Here is an 18,241-nt window from a genome sequence, read left to right as displayed (position 1 = left end):
GATGAACATGAAACTGTACCGTTTGAAAACATTGACCAGCTTCGACGGGCTGGAAATGTGTGAAGAAGAAGCGCCGACCGCCGGCGCCCATGAGGTATCGATTCGTATCCGCGCCACATCGCTCAACTACCGGGATATCGCCATTGCCCGCAATCAATATGGCGTCGGGCAGATCCAGCCCGGCATCATTCCCCTCTCCGACGGCGCCGGCGATATCATCGCCGTCGGCCACCAGGTGCGGGGCTTTGCCGTCGGCGATCGGGTAGCCGGCATTTTCCGCCAGAATTGGCAGGGCGGACCGATGCCGCTGCGCGCCGTGCCCGCCGATCTCGGCGGCAACCGGGACGGGGTGCTGGCGCAGCAGGTGGTGCTGTATGAAGAGGGCATCGTAAAACTGCCGGCACACCTCTCCTACGAGGAGGGTGCTACCCTGCCCTGCGCCGCCGTCACCGCCTGGCGCGCATTGCATGACGGAACCCCTCTGCTGCCGGGCCAGACGATACTGATCCTGGGGTCGGGCGGGGTGTCCGTTTTTGCGTTGCAAATGGCCAAACGCCTGGGGGCCAACGTTATCGCCACCACCTCAAGCGAAGAAAAAGCCGCCAAATTGCGCGCCCTGGGGGCCGATACGGTGATTAACTATGCCGCCCATGCCGAATGGCAGCATGAGGTGCTGGCCGCCACCGGGGGAATCGGGGTTGACCGGGTTATCGAGACCGGCGGCCCCGGTACGCTGGAACGCTCCCTCCAGGCCACCGCCATGCACGGCCGGGTGGTGGTTATCGGGGTGCTGGCGGGACCGGGTACCATCAATCCCGCCCCGATCCTGCAAAAGCGCCTGACGCTGACGGGGATTTCAACCGGCAGCCGGGATATGTTCGAACAAATGAACCGAGCCCTGGAGCAATGGGCCCTGCATCCGATCATTGATACGGTATTTCCGTTTGAAGAGGCCCGTGCCGCCTATGATTATCTGTTAAGCGGCAAACATTTGGGCAAAGTGGTCATATCGGGCCCGGCCTGATGGGTTAAGCGTCATTGCCGGGCAATACCGCTTCAGGATCGTCGGTATTCCCGGCTCGGTTCGGGGAGCATTGAGGGCGGCGGAGAATAGCCGTTTTCAAGCCCGCCGGAGGTATGAGGTCAAAACACTATCGAGCTTGCCGCCTCGGCGATAAAATCGGCGACGGCGTCGGGCCGGGACAGCATCGGCACGTGGCTGGTGGGCAGGCTGAGCGTCTTTGCCCCCAGCTTTTGCGCCGAGTCGCGCTGAACCTTGGGGGGAATGGTTTGATCGTTCTCGCCGATGACATACCAGGAGGGTTTGGCACGCCAGGCGGCGGTAGTGATGAGATCGTCAAAGCACCGGACGGCAAGGGGTCCCTGGGTGGCGTAAACGACGTCGGCTTCCTGCTCGGGAAGATCGCCGGCAAAATATTTCCGCACTCCTTCCCGCGTCATCGCAACATAGTCCTCGCCATAAGGCTCGATTTCGGCGGCGCCGGGCATCGGCGGATAGTCATCCCACCAGTCATTGAAGCTTTTGCCGCTATCAGGAGTGCCGGCGGCAATATACACCAGTCCCGCCACCTGGGGGTGATTGCCCGCTTCGGTAATCACCCCGCCGCCCCAGGAATGGCCGGCGAGCAGAACCGGACCCTCCTGCATTTCTATCACCCGCACCGTGGCTTCCACGTCATCCACCAGCGAACTCAGGGGGTTTTGCACCGCGACGGCCTTGATTCCCCGGGCGGTCAGCCGGGGAATGACCTTGGCCCAGCTCGATCCGTCGGCAAAGGCGCCATGAACCAGAACAACATTTTTTATGAATGTAGCCATTTGCGGTCTCCTCAATCAGCAGCGTGATGAAAGTGATTACTGCCACGCCCGATAAATGTCGAGTTGCGGGAAGGCGTCAGGCGCTGCCCCGGCGAATAACCTAAAGCTGGCGTACTGCCTTTTTTCTGTCAAGAACGCCCTGGGGCCCGCGCCGCTATCGGCACTCGCCCGGCCCGGGCCGAATTGCGGTCACTGCCTTGTTGATAATCCCCTGTTTCAACACAAGAAACAAACCGGTGCCGGCCGTCCGCTCTTTCCCGCCGCAGGGGAAGTCAAATTCCCCGTCGGCAAAGAGTCTATAGCCATGGAAAGGTTTTTGCGCCGAACCCGGCGGCGCCCAAAAGCAGCCCGGCGCCGTTGTCACATCCCGCCGCGGGCTATGGACCGGATGTGCCTATGGCACATTTTGGCAAAAAACCCCGTCTCTATCCCCACCCCGTTGACGTTCGGTGGAAGTTCCATTTGAAAAAATGTAGCAAGCAAATAATTACAAATATTCATTAATCAATAATTATTAATAATAGAGAAGTAAATGTATCAACTGAGAATCCGCGCCCTGTTAAGCGCCCTGTGGTGCCAGATTGGCGTACTCACCTTATTGCTGGCGGGTGCGCGTTATTTTATGTTCCACATTTTTATCGATCCGCGGCAAATCAGCGGACATGCCGCGGCCATTGAACATATGTGGCTGACAGGCATACGTTTTGATCTGCGGGTGACGGCCATTCTGCTCTCTCCGTGCCTGGTGCTGGGTCTGCTGATTGCCGCCCGGGAAAAGGGCTGGCGGTGGCTGGCGCGCTGCGCGCGAATCTATTTAGGCCTGGTGGCGTTCGTGGTCATCATGGTATCCATCATTAATTATTACTATTACCAGACCTATCATGACTTTATTGATATTTTTGCCTTCGGCCTGGTGGAAGACGAATCCAGCGCCGTATTGAAAAGTATTTGGCAGGACTACCCCATCCTCTCGGCGCTGTTTGCGGCCGCGGCGATCACCGCTTTTGATACCGTCCTGACCCGGCATTTTTTAACGCCGCGCCGCCGGCGGGACGCCTCCCGCTGGCCGGTGGGCCTGTTTGCCCTTTATCTGTTCCTGACCTTGCTGCTGTTCGCCGCCATGGCGCGCGGCAGTCTGGCGACGTTCCCGCTGCGCCGCAATGACTCCCAGATCTCCACCATTACCGCCCTGAATAAGATGACACCCAACGGTTTAATCGCCCTGTCCTGGGCCGTGGGGGATCATAACCTGGATGTGAAGTTCACGCCGGTTTCCCGCCGGGCCGGCGCGGTTTTATTACGGCAGTCCGGCTTGAATTCCCTGGATGCCCGTACCCCAGCCAATCCCTGGCTGAGGGATCACAGACCCAATGTGGTAATGGCTCTGATGGAGAGCATGGGCAGTAATATGCTCGTTTTTGACCATATGCCGGACAATGATTTACTCGGCGCGCTGCGCAAGCCTTTTGCCGACGATTTCGTCTTTCGCCGTTTTGTTTCGGAAGGCAACGGCACCGCCCCCTCTTTAGCGGCGCTGTTTTTTCACAGTCCGGTACAGAATATCAGCCACTCTTCGGCCCAGCGGGTACCGTTGGCAGATACGCCGTTCGCCGTTTACAAAAAAGCCGGCTATAACGTGATTTTTATTACCTCGGGCAGTTTGATGTGGCGCAATCTGGGCAATTATCTGCCTTTCCAGGGAGTGGATCGGGTTTTTGGACAGGAAACGCTGGAATCGCTGTATCCCGAATCCAGGCAAGAGGTCACGGACTGGGGCGTACCGGATGATTATGCCTTCCGGCTGGCGGCCAAATTATTGGCCCAGGCCACACAGCCGACATTTATCGCTATATTGACCGTGACCAATCATCCGCCGTATATCGTTCCCCCGCACTATCATCCCAAGCCGGCGTACGCATCGGCCCAAATGATGGCCCATGCCGAAGTTCCCCGGCAGGCGCAGGAAAATATTCTGCGGACCTATCAGTACGGCACCGACTCACTGGGCGAGTTTATCGCGACGATAAAAGACTCCCCCCTCGGGGATAATACCCTGATCGCCGCCGCCGGCGATCATCAAATGCGGCGGCTGAAAGCGTTTAATCCGCGGGAACAGTTCCTGGATCGCGCCGTGCCGTTTTATCTCTACATACCCAAAATCATCCTGGACAACAGCCCCTGGCGCTACGACCCGTCCCGCATCGGTTCCCACAAAGACATTATGCCGACCCTCTATGCCTATTCCCTGTCGGACACCCCTTACCAGGCGCTGGGGGGCAGGAATATGCTGGCGCCGGTGGATGACGGCAGCCGGGCCTTCGGTTATAACGTTGACCTGTGGGTTGACGATCGGGGCGTCTATCCCCTCACCGGACGGCCGGCGCTTTATCCCTGGACCCCGGACGGCGGCCTGACGTTACAGCCCGCCGCCGGGCCGGTGGATACATCGCGAATGCAGCGTTTTACCGCCTATCCCGCGCTGCTCCGCTGGCAGCTGAATGCCAGGATAAAAGGATTTTCCGACTGAACCGGCTTCGTTAATCCTCCCAGAACTGGACAGTGTTAAAACGATGGGCGCCATTGGCCATCACCACGGTATTTTTACCCCGCCGCTTGGCCTGATATAGGGCGATATCGGCCTGATGGATACAGGTCATCAGGTCATCGCCGGCGTGATACATACCGACCCCGATGGAGACGGTGAGCTTGAACGGCTGCGGCGAATTGGCCAGAAACAGCGTATTGGCGACGGCCGCACGAATTCGCTGGCAAACCTGATACACCGTCAACGGATCCGCATTGCGGACAAATATGAGGAATTCCTCGCCGCCGTAGCGGCCGATAAAATCCCTGCTACGGGTGGTACTGCGGAAAATTTCGGCTGTTTCAAACAGCAACCGATCGCCAATCAGGTGGCCGTAGCGATCGTTCACCTGTTTAAAATCGTCCAGATCGATAAGCCCGACGCCGAATGACTGGGTTTCAGACGACAGCTTGATAATTTCCTGGTCGATTCTCTTACGGTTATTAAGGCTGGTGACGCTGTCTATCATGGCAAAGTCTTTCATGGAAATACTGGCTTCGACATACTCTTTTTTTACCACCAGGGCGAAATAGGTGATGAAAAAGCACAGGCACTCCATTAACGGATAGACCATCTGCGGATAGACCAGGCGGATATTGGTGTAAAATCGCGTGGGATCAAGCAGGAGCATTGAACCTAACCGGCAGGCAAGAATAACAAATGCAATAGCCAAGGCGATGATGATGGGCCTTTACGCCATATTTTGCCGGCAAAAGGATCAGGAACACCAGCCCGATGGCAAACTTATCGGATAACGCGACGCCGTGGCTTGCCAAGGTAATGATCAAGGCGATGAGCCCGCTGAGCCAGCCGCCGAGAATCGTGGTGAGAATAACGGGCAGCGCGGCGAATCCCCCCAGCGCCGTCTGGGGCAAGATAGCGTTCCCAAGCAAAAAGCAAAGGGAAATGCCGCCCCCCGCCAAACCGAAAAAAACGCGTTTTTGACAAGAGGAATCACAAGAAAAGCTTTATGCTGGCTGAGAAAAAATAGGCTAAAGATAACGTGGCATAAATAATACAGGCGGTAACATAGACAGAAACACCCAGTGTCAAAATTCCCATTCCTGCGCACCTTAATTAAATAATAACAATTCAGCAATATTCTATTATCGATTTTGATCGGTTATTATTTAATACTCACCTGCCATGAATAACATTTTAATAAGGTTGATTCTCATTAAGCACATGCTGGAGGTAGAGGAAAAGTGATATATATTTTATGAAGTAAACACTACAGATATTGATTAAGCTAATCGTTTATTTCACTTATAAAGCCCAACTGATAGATAAAATCTATCAGTTTTAACTAAACTATTGTTCTAAACGATCATAAAAGACAATGGGCGGCTTTTAACCGGTTTTGTCAGCCATTTTGTCCCTAAATAGCATTAAATGCGTATTTATCACAAATAAATCGGACAATAAAATGGGTCAATTTTTGTGAAAATATTTATAGCCGATGAGGGAAATAGCGATAATTCGAGAGGAGGGTCAGAGAATTTTCATTGCTGGTTTCCTTTATTCAGCAGAAATACGAGACCGCCGATCTGTTTTAGCTAAAATAACATCATTCCAATAGAGTATGGATTAAATGATTTAACCATTTGGCAGCAGTTTTTCTTTCCAGATGAATATCCTTATTTATCCGGAAAGATAATATCGCCTACTAAAAGAAATAAGCAAAATTTTATTCTTATTATTTCAGCACAAAAAATCCATGGCTACCGTCCCGCTCCAGCTGCGCCACCAGTCCCAGTTCCCAGGTGATATAGTCCTGCATGGCCCGGGGGGAATTACCGGTGCCTTCATAGGGACGGCGATAGCGCCGGGGCAAAGGACGCTGCGATTGGAATGCCGCGTCGTCCGGCGACGGTTCCGCCACCGGCGCGGCCCAGGAGCCGGACACGGCAACACCGGCGTGCTCTTTGTCAAGCACCCAAACCTGCCAACCCATTTGCGCCAGCCAGGAGGCGGTCATATCGGCACGCGTCCCGCCCTCGCCGTCCGTCAGGACAACACGCGCCCCGCGTACGCTGGCGTAGTGATCGGTCTCCTGCACCAGCTGTCCGCCGGGGACCGGACGAGCCGCCGGGAAATGACCGGCGGCATACTCTTCCGGCTGTCTGACGTCAAAGACATAGGTGGTGCGATCCGGCTCTGTCAGCCAGCGCTGCAGTTCGCCGGCGTCCAGGCGTTTCACGCCGGCCCGATCCGCCACCTCCCTTGCGGCGACGGCCGCCGCCCGGCGCGCCGTTTCGCTCGCGGCGGGGTAGCGGCGCCGCTGCGAGCGCTCCAGCGGCAGCCCGCAAGCATCCAGCCGATGGTGCCGTTGTGCAATGCCGCCACCGGGTTGGGAATACCGGCGTTAATCAGCGACTGGGCGCCGATAATACCGCGGGTACGTCCGGCGCAGTTGACGATAATGCGGGTGGCGGGCGACGGCACCAGATCCCGGACCCGCAATACCAGCTCCGCCCCGGTACGCTGATGCCGCCGGGGATGTTCATGGTCTGGTATTCATCAAAACGCCGGACGTCCAGCACCGCTATATCCCCGGCGGCGTCCAGCAGCCGCTTCAGCTCTTCCGCTGCCAAAAACGGCGTCTGGCGGCAGTGGGCCACCAGTTCGCCAAACGCTTTGCTGGGCGAATTGACGTCGATAAACAGTTCGCCGCCCGCCGCCGTCCAGCCGGCCAGTCCGTCCGCCAGCAAAGCCACATCCCGGTAACCCAGCGCCAGCAGCCGGCGCGCAGCGATAGCCGCCAGCCCCTCGCCGTTATCATACAGGGTCACGGGGACAGTGCGCCGGGGAATCCGCGCCAGGACCTCATCCTCCAGCCGTGACAAGGGGATATTGGCGGCAAACAAGGGATGCCCTTCGGCGTAAGACGCTTCCTCGCGTACGTCCACCAGCGCCACTTCATGCCGGTTCAGCAAGGCCAGGCGGATATCGTCCGCCTGCCGGCGGGGGAAAAACGAGTCGGTCATATGGCTATACTCCCAAATCAGTCCCAAATCAGATCAATACTAGTAGCGACCGGGCTCCGTCAGCCCTCGGCGAACCTGGCGCAGAGCGCTAATCGCTGCACTTTACCCGAACCGCCCCGGGGCAGTGCCGTAACGAGATAAAAACGCACCGGCGCTTTGAAACTCCCCAGCCGCTCCAGGCACCATGCCCGCAACGCGGCCTCATCCAAAGCCATGCCGGTCTGCAATACCAGCGCCGCGGCGATATTTTGGCCGTAATCGGCATCGGGTATCGCAAAAGCAGCCGCTTCACGCAGACCAGGGAAATACGCCAGCGCCTCGTCGATTTCCCGCGGAGCGATATTTTCTCCGCCCTTGATGATGATCTCTTTCATCCGCCCGGTAATAAAATAGAATCCGCGCTCGTCGCGATAGCCCAGATCGCCGGTATGCAGCCAGCCGCCGGCGTCAATGGCCGCCGCGGTTTGTGCGCTGTCCAGATGATAGCCGGCCATGATGTTGGGGCCCCGCAGGATAATTTCGCCACCGCAATTATCCGCCAGCCGCTCTCCGCCGGGACCGGCAATGGCGGTCTCGATGCCGCAGGGCAAGCCGACGCTGCCATAGACCCGGCCGGGATGGGGATTGCAGAACGCCAGCGACCCCGACTCCGTCATACCCATGCCTTCGATGACCGCTATGCCGAAGCGCTGCTCGAATTGCCGGTGCCGGGCGGGCGGCAGCGGCGCGGAGGCGGATCGGGCGAATTTGACCCAGGGATAGCGGGCATCGCCGTCGGAAGCGTCGTGCAAAAGAAAGGCTATCATGGTGGGCACCAGGTTGAGCCAGGTGCAGCGATAACGTTCCACCATGCCCCACCAGCGGGAGACGGAAAAACGCCGCGGCGCCACCAGACTGCCGCCGCTGACAAAGGGAACCAGCGTCCCGATGACCTGGCCGTTGATGTGATAAAGGGGCAACGCGCACAGCAGGCGATCCTGCGGCGTAAGCCGATGCCAGCGAGCGATGCGTTCCGCCGCGGCCAGCATATTGCCGTGGGTCATGACGACCCCTTTGGGCAGGCCGGTGGTGCCCGAGGTATAAATCAGCAGTGCCGGACTTCGGGCGGACAGCGGCTGCCCGCAGGCGGCCGGATCGTCGGCGGGGTGCGGTGTGTAGATGGCCGCTTCGTCCGTCGCGGACGGTATAGGTATGAACGGGTTATCCCCCGTCCGGGACGGAAAATCCTCCGGCTTAGGACTATCCGCGCCGCCCGTCGGAAAATCCCGTTCGCGGATCGCCATCAAGGGACGTCCCGCCGGCGGCAGGCTGTCCAGCACCCCCCGCAGGCGGGGAGCGTACTCCCGGCTGGTGATGACGGTTTTAGTGCCGCAATGGGTGATAATCCACGCCAGGGCCGTGTCGGCAGCCAGCAAGCTCAGGGGCACCGGCACGTAGCCCGTCAGCATGCATGACAGGCAAAGCGCCACGGTGTCAAAGCCGCCGGGCAGCAGCAGAGCGATATGATCACCGGGCCTATGGCCGGCGGCCAGTAACCACTGGCCTTGGCGCCGGGCGGCCAGGGCCAGCTGTGCGAAGGTGAGGGTGCGCCCGGTCTCCGGACAAATCAGGAAAACCCGATCGGCGCCCTCGCGCAGATGCCGGGCCAGCACCGCCGGCAGCGAGTCGGCGGCGTCTACCGCTGCTTGGGCGCCTGTATCGTCCGGCGCTGCGTACTCTGCTTGGGCGCCTGTATCGTCCCGCGTTGCTCCCTTTGCTTGGGCGCCAGTGTCGTCCGGCGCTGCGTACTCCGCCTGGGTGCCGTTCAGCGTTGTTTCGCCGCTGCCCTTCACGATCCCTTCCTGCGCAGATAATCGCCGAACAGCATATCCAGCGAGGGAATATCTTCCTCTATAGGGCGCGAGATACGGACCTTATTATAAAAATGCCGGTAATTCAGATTGTCGGAGAAATGATTTTTACCCCAGGTGCCGCAGCCCAGGGTCAGGGTAAAGGGCAATCCGTTATCAAAATTGCCGCCGGCGGCAAAACTGTGGGCTTGATTGACGATAACGCGGCTCACCGGCAGGGTGAGTCCCGCCGTCAGCGCCTCCGCCGGATCGGTGCCGTGCAGGCCGACGGAGTGCCCGGCCCCTTGCCAGGCATAAAGCGCCCTGACCCGGTCGCATGCCTGATGAAAATCATCCGCCCGATAGGCGGTTAAAACCGGCGAGAGCTTTTCACCGGAAAAGGGAAAGCGTTCGCCCACCCCCTCTTCCTCGACGATGAAAAAACGGGCGCTTTGGCAGGCCGCTCGCGATAATCCGGCCGCTTCAGCCAGGAACTGCGCGGAATGGCCCACCCGATCCCGCGCCAGCTTGCCGCCGCCGTCTGGCCAAAGGACGCGCTGCAGCCGGGCTTTTTCCTCCGCCGTCAATACCACGCCGCCCTGCTCCACCAGAGCGTCCAGCATCGGCCGGTAGCGGCCGGACGGGATGATAACGCTGTTTTCCGCGGAACAGCTGGTGGCGTTATCAAAGGTTTTCGAATCCGCTATCTTGCGGGCGGCCGCGGTTAAATCCGCCGATTCGCTGATAATGGCGGCTACGTTGCCGACGCCGACGCCGAAGGTGGGCGTACCGCTCTGCGTCGCGGCCCGGACATTGGCCTGGGAACCGGTAACGATAACCAGATCCGCCGCGCCCATCAACAACTGCGTTTGCTCGCGGCGGACAGGGGCAGGCAGCATTTGCACCAGGTCACGGGGAACCCGCAGGATATCCAGCTCGGGATAGATCAACTCCAGCAACCGGGCGCAGCTGGCCGCCCCTTTCGGCGATGGCGCCACGATAACGGCGTTGCGGCATTTGACGGCGTTGATGATGTTATTGATGACCGTGGCCACCGGGTTGGTGGAGGGCGTCACGGCGGCCACCACCCCCACCGGCCGCGCAATGTCGACGATCCCGCGCCGCGGATCCCCGCCTATCACGCCGACGGTTTTTTTACCATGCAGATCCCGCAGCAGGCCCAGCGTCTTGCGATGATTTTTGCTGACCTTATCCTCGACATTGCCCAGGCCGGTATCCTCTACCGCCAGGGTCGCCAAGGCCCGATTATTCGCGGGATTGATCACCGCCCAGCCCAGGGCGCTCACCACCAAATCGATTTGCTCCTGGCTGTAGCCGTCTATCTGCCGCTGCGCCTCCCGCGCCCGCGCCACCAGGGCGTGAACAAGCCGGGCCGGCGCCGTTTCCTCCCCGTCCGGTGCGAGCGGGGCCGGCGAAGGCGTCGCCGGACTCATTTCGCGGCGGCCGGCTGCCAGACCGGCACCGCCTGGGCATTAATATGTTTAGGCAATAATCCCGCGGCAAAAAATGCGTCGGCGATGCGCTGCTGCTCGCCGAGGCTCTCAAGGGTCACCGGCTTGACCTGATAGGTGCGATGGGCATTGGCCTGTTCCACGGTGGCTACATCCAGATTGCCCCACAATGGTCCCAGCAATTTCGCCGCGTCGGCGGGATGGGACTTGACCCAGGCGCCGGTTTGTTCCAACTGCCGGTAAATCAGATCCAGGATTTCGGGATGCTGCCGCGCAAAGGAAGCGGACGCCAGATAATAGCGCTGATAGCTGGCCAGTCCCTGCCCCGGCGCCAGAACGCGGGCATGCTGCCGGCGCTCGGCGGCGGCGACAAAGGGTTCCCAGGTTACCCAGGCGTCCACCTGGCCGGTTTCAAACGCCGCCAGGCCGTCCGCCGGGGTCAGGTAAGCCGGGGTGATATCATGGAACGTCAGGTGGGCTTTCGCCAGGGCAACGATGAGCAAGTAATGACTACCCGCCGCTTTGGTTACCGCGATGCGTTTGCCTTTCAAATCCTCCAGGGTTTTCAGCGGTGAATTTCGCGGCACCAGGATTGCCTGGGCATCCGGCGAGGGCTCTTCGCGGGCAAAATAGGTCAAATCGGCGCCGGCCGCCTGGGCAAAGACCGGCACGGTATCCGCCACATCGGCGGAGACATCCACATTACCGATATTCAGGGCCTCCAGCAGCGGCAGTCCACTGGAAAACTCATACCAGCTGACCTTTATTCCCCGGGGAGCCAGCTCTTTTTCCAGCGTGCCCTGCAATTTTACCAGGGTCAGCAAGGTGGAGGATTTTTGATAACCGATACGCAGAGCGGTTTCCGCCCGTGCATTAAATTGAATTAATAAAGCCAATAAAGGAACGGCGATAAAAATAAGACGGCGCATGGTAAACGTAAAGCGAGACATAACGGTATCCGACAAGAATAGGTAATAGTAAGCTCCAAGACTTGCCCGACACTGTCAAAGTATATAATCAGCTTTAGATAGTCTATTTTATCCCTTAATCCCAGGTCTGGTCGCCGGCCTTGCCGGCAGGCTTTCGCCATGGGGAAAAACGCTCCCCGCCGCCGCAAATCCGGCCTTTCATCAACACAAAAGTCCTTTAAGATAAACATCCATATAACAACATTTCTTTATTGGAATATTTTCATACCGGTTATTAACAGCGGCTCGGCATTTATTAATGTGATTTTTCTTTTAGCAAAATAATATCTATTCAAAGCTGAAAATAACATTTACCGAACAATTTCCCGCGCTGTTAGGATTTTCTTTTCAGTAATTGAAGATGGAAAGAAATGATGAATCTGCGCGGCGGTATTGCATTATTGCTTTCATTGGCCGTTTCGGCCGGTGCCTGCGCCGCCGATACCCTGCGTATCGGCTATCAGAAATCCGGCACCACCCTGGTATTGCTGAAGGGGGAAGGAACGCTGGAAAAAAGCCTGGCCTCGCAGGGCGTGAAGGTGAAATGGACGGAGTTTCCCGGCGGCCCGCAATTGCTGGAAGGATTGAACGTCGGCTCCATCGATTTTGGTTTCACCGGCGAAACGCCGCCGGTATTCGCGCAGGCCGCCGGGGCCAATCTGGTATATATCGCCAATGAACCGGCCTCGCCGACCGCGGAAGCCATTTTGGTGCCGAAAGAGTCCGCCCTGCGCAAGGTGGGGGATTTGAAAGGTAAAAAAGTCGCGCTGAATAAAGGCTCGAACGTGCATTACCTGCTGGTGCGGGCGCTGCAGGAAGCCGGCCTGAGCTACGGCGATATCCCCCCGGTCTATCTCCCCCCGCCGATGCGCGCGCGGCCTTTATCCAGGGCAGCGTGGATGCCTGGGTGATTTGGGATCCGTTCGCCGCCGCCGCCGAGCAACAGCTGCAGGCGCGTACCCTGCGAAACGGCCAGGGCATCGTGAATAACTATCAGTTCTACCTTGCCACCCGGGATTTCGCCACGGCCCATCCCCGGGTGATTACCGAGCTTGTCGGGCAAATCCGGCTGGTGGATAAAAAGGCCGTCGAAGACCCCGCGGCGGTGACCCGCCAGGTGGCGCCCCTGCTGGGGCTGCCGGAGGACATCACCCGCATCGCGGTGGAGCGGCAGCATTATCAGGCGGCATTTATCACCCCGGAGGTGACCGCCGGCCAGCAGCGTATTGCGGATACGTTCACCCAGTTGAAATTGATTCCGCAAAGCCTGAATGTCTCACAGGCCGTCTGGACGCCGCCGGCACAGTAGCGGCGGACCGTCCGATACGCACTTTACAGGAGCACGGGATGAAACGCATTTCCCTCGAGCTTTCCGAACGTCTGGCGCCCTGGCTGTTGCCGGTGCTGTTGATGGCATCCTGGCAGTTGGCGGTGAGCGCCGGCTGGCTGTCCAGCCGGATCCTGCCGGCGCCGAGCGCGGTTATCACCGCGGCCTGGCGGTTAATCTACAGCGGCGAGCTATGGCAGCATCTGGCCATCAGCAGCTGGCGCGCCGCGGTGGGATTCGCCATCGGCGGCTCCATCGGACTGCTGCTGGGCTTTATCACCGGCCTGTCCCGCTGGGGGGCGCTGCTGCTGGACAGCACGGTGCAGATGATCCGCAACGTACCGCATCTGGCGCTGATCCCGCTGGTGATTTTGTGGTTCGGCATTGATGAATCGGCAAAGGTTTTCCTGGTGGCCCTCGGCACGCTGTTCCCCATTTACCTCAATACCTACCACGGCGTGCGCAACGTGGACGCCGGCCTGGTGGAAATGGCCCGAAATTACGGGCTGTCGGGATTTTCGCTGTTTTATCAGGTTATTTTGCCCGGGGCCCTCCCTTCCATACTGGTGGGAGTCCGTTTCGCGCTGGGATTCATGTGGCTGACGCTGATTGTGGCGGAAACCATCTCCGCCAATTCGGGCATCGGCTATCTGGCCATGAATGCTCGTGAATTTCTGCAAACCGACGTGGTGGTGGTGGCCATTATTTTATACGCCATCCTCGGCAAGGCGGCGGACAGCGCCGCCCGGGCGCTGGAGCACGTCTGGCTGCGCTGGCATCCGGCTTACCAGAAGACGAGGGCAACGGCATGAGCGTCAATGTCTACCCGGTTAACCGTGGCATCCCCTTGGCATTGCGCCAATTGGAGAAGTCTTTCCATGGCCACCGGGTGCTGGGGAATGTGGATCTCGCCATCCCCGCCGGACAGTGCGTGGCCATCGTCGGGCGCAGCGGCTGCGGCAAAAGCACTCTGTTGCGCCTGCTGGCCGGTCTTGACAGGCCGGACCGCGGCTCTCTCTCGTCCGGCAATGCCCCGCTGCGCGCCAGACAAAACGATATACGGCTGATGTTCCAGGACGACAGGCTACTACCCTGGAAAAAGGTGGTGGATAACGTGGGCCTCGGCCTGGGCAAGGACGCACGCGAGCGCGCCCTGGCCGCTCTTGACACCGTCGGATTGGCCGGGCGGGCCGGCGACTGGCCTTCCACCCTGTCCGGCGGACAGAAGCAGCGGGTGGCGCTGGCGCGGGCATTGATTCACCGTCCGCGCCTGCTGCTGCTGGATGAACCCCTGGGGGCGCTTGATGCGTTAACCCGTATCGAGATGCAGCGCCTGATTGAGACCCTGTGGCAAGAACAGGGTTTTACCCTGTTGCTGGTGACCCACGATGTGCATGAAGCGGTGACCCTGGCGGATCGGGTCATCCTGCTGGAGCAGGGGCATATCGGCCTGGATATCGCCATCGATTTGCCGCGTCCCCGCAGCCACGGGCAGGCCCGGCAGGCGGCATTGGAAAGTGAAATCCTGGAACGCATCTTTTCCAGCGGCGTCCAGGGCGCGCAAGGCGACGGCACGCTGCGCTCCGGGGCAAACTAATCAATATACCCGTCATCTCCCAGGCTGCAGGCGTATTGGCCCTCCTGCAACTTGGAATCTATAGGGTATACGCTTTTTTTAATCATCAATGAAGGCAGGCAATAACGTGACTCAGGAAGCCCTGGTACTTTCGCCGCAGGAAGCGCGGCTGCTGCATCCCGACAGCAAGCCCGTCGCCACGGACAGGACCCATCGCCTGCTGGCCCGTATCCAGCATGCCAAACCGGCTATCGATGTGGAACGGGCGCGCTATTTCACCGAGTCCATGGCGCAAACGGAAGGGGAATTACTGATCCTGCGCTGGGCGAAGGCGATGTATCACATCGCCGGGCATATCCAGGTGTATATCGATGAAGATCAGCTGATAGTCGGCCGGGCCGGCAAACCCGGCCGCTACGGCATTCTTTATCCTGAATTGGACGGCGATTTTCTGGAGCGGGCGCTGGAGCAGTTGCCCCGGCGGGTGGAATCGCCGTTTACCGTCGAACCGGCGGAGGTGGATATCATCAAACGGGTGGTATCCCCCTACTGGCAGGGCAAAACCTACCATGAAGACCTGGCCCGCGCCCTGCCCGATGAGACGCTGCGCCTCACCTACGATCCCGCCGACGCCCTGACCTCCCGTTTTATCGTCAACGAAACCTCGTCGTTCCGGTCCTCCATTCAGTGGGTACATGATTACGATAAAGTGCTGCGGCTGGGATTTAAGGGGATAAAGGAGGATGCACAGCGCCGGTTGGCGGCGCTGGATCCCTTCGATCCGTCGGACAATGTTGAAAAGGCACCGTTCCTTCAGGCCATTATCCTCAGCGCCGAGGCGGTGATCCTATGGGCCGGACGCCATGCCGCGCTGGCGCGGGATCTGGCGGCTCGGGAGCCCGAACCCGTTCGGCGCCAGGAGCTGGAGGCCATCGCCGAGCGCTGCGCCTGGGTGCCGGAACATCCGGCGCGGGATTTTCGCGATGCGCTGCAGGCGCAGTGGTTCACTCAAATGTTTTCCCGCCTGGAGCAGAAAACCGGCACCATTATCTCCAACGGCCGCATGGATCAGTATCTTTACCCCTATTACCGGCGGGATCTGGAGCGCGGCCTGCTCACCGAAGAGCAGGCCCTTGAATGGCTGGCCTGCATGTGGGTCGCCATGGCGCAGTTCGTGGATTTGTACATCTCCCCCACCGGCGGCGCCTTTAACGAAGGCTACGCCCATTGGGAAGCGGACACTATCGGCGGCCAGACGCCGGAAGGCCTGGATGCGGTCAATGCCTTATCCTATCTGTTCCTGCGTTCGAAGCGGGAATTCCCGTTGCACTATCCGGACCTGGCGGCCCGCATCCATAGCCGCACCCCGCCGCGTTTTCTCTATGAAGTGGCGCAAACCATTAAAGACGGCGCCGGATTTCCGAAACTCATCAACGATGAAGAGGTAGTGCCGCTGCTGCTGGCGAAGGGAGCCGCGTTCAGCGAGGCCTATGATTTCGCGGTGTCCGGCTGCGCCGAGTCCCGGATGCCGAACCGCGATACCTATACCAGCCCCTGCGCCTATATCAACTTCCCGGCGGCGCTGGAGATGACGTTGTACAACGGCCGGATGAAACGTTACGGCGGGGAATTGCTGGGTATCGAAACCGGCGATCCGGGGGAATTTGCGGACTGGGAGGCATTCTGGCAGGCCTATGTAAAACAGCATCTGAATTTCCTTCGCCACGCGTTTATCCAGCAAAAAATCATCATTGATTTGCGCGCCCGGCATTTTGCCTGGCCGCTGGGTTCCGCCCTGCACGATCTGGCGATGGACGCCGGTAAGGATATCCACCAGCCGGACATCGACGGCGGTATCGATTTGGGTTATTTCGAGTTTATGGGCTACGGCACGGTCATTGATTCCCTGGCGGCAATAAAAAAATGGGTCTATGACGAAAAACGTCTTTCCATGGGGCAATTGCTGGCGGCGCTGGCGGACGATTTCAACGGCCATCCCGTGGTCCGCGCCCTGCTGCGGGACGCGCCCAAATACGGCAACAACGATCCCTACGCCGATGATATCGGCAAGGCCCTGGATAAAATCTGTCTGGAATACACCCAGCGCTACTCCCGCTCTCTGGGCGTGCATATGGATCTGCGGCTGGTGCCGTTTACCTCACATGTGCCGTTCGGCAAGGTGGTGCACGCCACCCCCAACGGCCGCAGGGCCTACAGTCCGCTATCGGACGGTTCGTCGGCCTCACAGGGCTGCGACAGCCAAGGCCCCACCGCGGTTTTGCTGTCCAATTACCACACCAAGAATTACCGGTTTCGCGAGCGCGCCGCCCGCTTGCTCAACGTCAAGTTCACCCCCTCGGTACTGGCCGGCGAGGCGGGCACCCGCAAGCTGTGCGATTTCATCAAGGTCTGGTGCGACCTGAAGCTGTGGCATATCCAGTTTAACGTCATCAACCGGGAAACCCTGCTGGCGGCCAAGGCCGACCCGGAACGCTTTCGCGGCTTGATTGTCAGGATTGCCGGCTATAGCGCCTATTTCACTGACCTCTCCCCGGACCTGCAGGATGATTTGATTGCCAGGACCGGACATGAAATCTTCTGATCCGCAGGCATTGCCGCTGCGGATCCCCGCCACGGCTTTGCCGGCTCCGGCGAGCCGGACCGACGGGGCTGATGCGGGCTGGATTTTCAATATACAGCGCTATTCGCTGCATGACGGCGACGGCATCCGCACGCTGGTTTTTCTGAAAGGCTGTCCGCTGCGCTGCACCTGGTGCAGCAATCCGGAATCCCAGGGTCTATTGCCGGAAATCACGCTGGATGAAAAAAAATGCCTCGGCCGGGACTGCGGCCTGTGCATTGGCCAATGCCCTGCCCACAGCCTGGCGTATGGGGCCGACGGAATTGTCCGGCTGGACACGGATACCTGCCGGCAGTGCCTGCAATGCCTGCCCGCCTGTTCCAGCCATGCCCTGCATGCGTTCGGCCAGCGGATAACGGCGGCGCGGGTGATGGATATTGCCGAGGCGGACAGCTTGTTTTATGCGCGCTCCCGGGGCGGGGTTACCCTCAGCGGCGGCGAACCCCTGATGCAGGCGGATTTTGCCCTGGCCCTGCTGCGGGAAGCCAAAAAACGGCATATCGATACCCTGCTGGAAACCTGCGGTTACGGCCCCTGGCCGGCGTTGCAGGCGCTGGCGGGCTATTGCGACGGCGTCTATTTTGATATCAAAAACCTGAACGACACCGCACACCGCCGGTTTACCGGGCGTTCCAACCACCGGATTCTGGCCAATCTGCTGGCTTTGCGCAGGCATTTCCCCCATTTGCCGATACATGTCCGCACGCCGCTGATTCCGGCGTTTAACGATAGCTGGGACGATATCGCCCGCATCATTGATTTTATTCTGCCCCTGGCGCACGTCAGCTATGAAATCCTGCCCTATCACCGGCTGGGCAGCGACAAATACCGGCTGCTGGGACGGCCATACCTGCCGGGGACATCCGACTGCCGGTGGAAACCGTCGAGGAAATCATTACCCGCACCCGCCGGCGTCTCGGCCGCCGATACGGCCCCGAAGGGACAAGGCCCATGGATGAGCCGAGAACTCCCAGGAGCTTACTCTAGTAAGTGACTGGGATGAGCGAGGAAGCCAACA

Annotated in this window: 12 protein-coding genes and 2 pseudogenes; 7 read left to right on the top strand and 7 right to left on the bottom strand. The window is 59.3% G+C overall.

Features of this window, described 5'->3' with window-relative positions; all coding sequences use genetic code 11:
• Positions 1 to 7: 7 nt before the first annotated feature.
• A complete protein-coding gene (locus GTU79_RS10185) occupies positions 8 to 1,024 on the top strand; it encodes a zinc-dependent alcohol dehydrogenase family protein (RefSeq protein WP_203522007.1) in 1,017 nt (338 codons plus the stop codon).
• A 119-nt stretch (positions 1,025 to 1,143) separates the two neighbouring features.
• Here the strand turns inward: GTU79_RS10185 and GTU79_RS10180 are convergent, their stop codons facing one another.
• Positions 1,144 to 1,839, bottom strand: a complete 696-nt coding sequence (locus tag GTU79_RS10180; protein WP_203522008.1) for an alpha/beta fold hydrolase — start codon at positions 1,837 to 1,839, stop codon at positions 1,144 to 1,146.
• A gap of 532 nt (positions 1,840 to 2,371) precedes the next feature.
• On the opposite strand from GTU79_RS10180, the gene GTU79_RS10175 reads away from it, so the two are divergent.
• The gene (locus tag GTU79_RS10175) at positions 2,372 to 4,366 is read left to right on the top strand and encodes an LTA synthase family protein (protein WP_203522009.1); all 1,995 of its coding nucleotides are present in this window, start codon (positions 2,372 to 2,374) and stop codon (positions 4,364 to 4,366) included.
• A 10-nt stretch (positions 4,367 to 4,376) separates the two neighbouring features.
• Here the strand turns inward: GTU79_RS10175 and GTU79_RS10170 are convergent, their stop codons facing one another.
• The 6 genes and pseudogenes from GTU79_RS10170 to GTU79_RS10145 all read right to left on the bottom strand — a co-directional run bounded on the left by GTU79_RS10170 (position 4,377) and on the right by GTU79_RS10145 (position 11,661).
• Positions 4,377 to 5,054: a GGDEF domain-containing protein gene (locus GTU79_RS10170; protein ID WP_214513886.1), complete on the bottom strand. Its 678-nt coding sequence runs from the start codon at positions 5,052 to 5,054 to the stop codon at positions 4,377 to 4,379.
• Positions 5,041 to 5,298 (bottom strand): hypothetical protein, encoded by a 258-nt coding sequence (locus tag GTU79_RS10165; RefSeq protein ID WP_214513885.1) that lies wholly within the window; start codon positions 5,296 to 5,298, stop codon positions 5,041 to 5,043. The genes GTU79_RS10170 and GTU79_RS10165 overlap by 14 nt, the downstream gene beginning before the upstream one ends.
• Before the next feature lie 821 nt (positions 5,299 to 6,119).
• Positions 6,120 to 7,410: pseudogene (locus GTU79_RS10160) on the bottom strand (rhodanese-like domain-containing protein).
• Between the two features lie 59 nt (positions 7,411 to 7,469).
• Positions 7,470 to 9,242: an AMP-binding protein gene (locus GTU79_RS10155; RefSeq protein ID WP_253073528.1), complete on the bottom strand. Its 1,773-nt coding sequence runs from the start codon at positions 9,240 to 9,242 to the stop codon at positions 7,470 to 7,472.
• On the bottom strand, positions 9,239 to 10,693 hold the full coding sequence (sauS, locus tag GTU79_RS10150; protein ID WP_203522012.1) for an acylating sulfoacetaldehyde dehydrogenase: 1,455 nt from the start codon (positions 10,691 to 10,693) through the stop codon (positions 9,239 to 9,241). Before sauS ends, GTU79_RS10155 begins: the two co-directional genes overlap by 4 nt.
• Positions 10,690 to 11,661: an aliphatic sulfonate ABC transporter substrate-binding protein gene (locus tag GTU79_RS10145; RefSeq protein WP_253073527.1), complete on the bottom strand. Its 972-nt coding sequence runs from the start codon at positions 11,659 to 11,661 to the stop codon at positions 10,690 to 10,692. The genes sauS and GTU79_RS10145 overlap by 4 nt, the downstream gene beginning before the upstream one ends.
• Before the next feature lie 389 nt (positions 11,662 to 12,050).
• On the opposite strand from GTU79_RS10145, the pseudogene GTU79_RS10140 reads away from it, so the two are divergent.
• The 5 genes and pseudogenes from GTU79_RS10140 (at position 12,051) to GTU79_RS10120 (ending at position 18,217) form a co-directional block, all read left to right on the top strand.
• Positions 12,051 to 12,988 (top strand): annotated as a pseudogene (locus tag GTU79_RS10140) (sulfonate ABC transporter substrate-binding protein).
• A gap of 38 nt (positions 12,989 to 13,026) precedes the next feature.
• Positions 13,027 to 13,818 (top strand): aliphatic sulfonate ABC transporter permease SsuC, encoded by a 792-nt coding sequence (gene ssuC / locus GTU79_RS10135; protein WP_203522014.1) that lies wholly within the window; start codon positions 13,027 to 13,029, stop codon positions 13,816 to 13,818.
• Complete coding sequence (gene ssuB, locus GTU79_RS10130; RefSeq protein WP_203522015.1) at positions 13,815 to 14,603, top strand: aliphatic sulfonates ABC transporter ATP-binding protein; 789 nt, start codon at positions 13,815 to 13,817, stop codon at positions 14,601 to 14,603. Before ssuC ends, ssuB begins: the two co-directional genes overlap by 4 nt.
• A 106-nt stretch (positions 14,604 to 14,709) precedes the next feature.
• A complete protein-coding gene (hpsG, locus tag GTU79_RS10125) occupies positions 14,710 to 17,184 on the top strand; it encodes a (2S)-3-sulfopropanediol dehydratase (RefSeq protein ID WP_214513884.1) in 2,475 nt (824 codons plus the stop codon).
• Complete coding sequence (locus GTU79_RS10120; RefSeq protein WP_214513883.1) at positions 17,171 to 18,217, top strand: glycyl-radical enzyme activating protein; 1,047 nt, start codon at positions 17,171 to 17,173, stop codon at positions 18,215 to 18,217. Before hpsG ends, GTU79_RS10120 begins: the two co-directional genes overlap by 14 nt.
• Positions 18,218 to 18,241: the final 24 nt, after the last annotated feature.

The sequence above is a fragment of the Sodalis ligni genome (assembly GCF_016865525.2).
In the GTDB taxonomy this organism is placed as follows: domain Bacteria; phylum Pseudomonadota; class Gammaproteobacteria; order Enterobacterales; family Enterobacteriaceae; genus Acerihabitans; species Acerihabitans ligni.
Note: the sequence above shows the minus strand (reverse complement) of the source record. Positions and strands in the feature narration are given on the sequence as shown.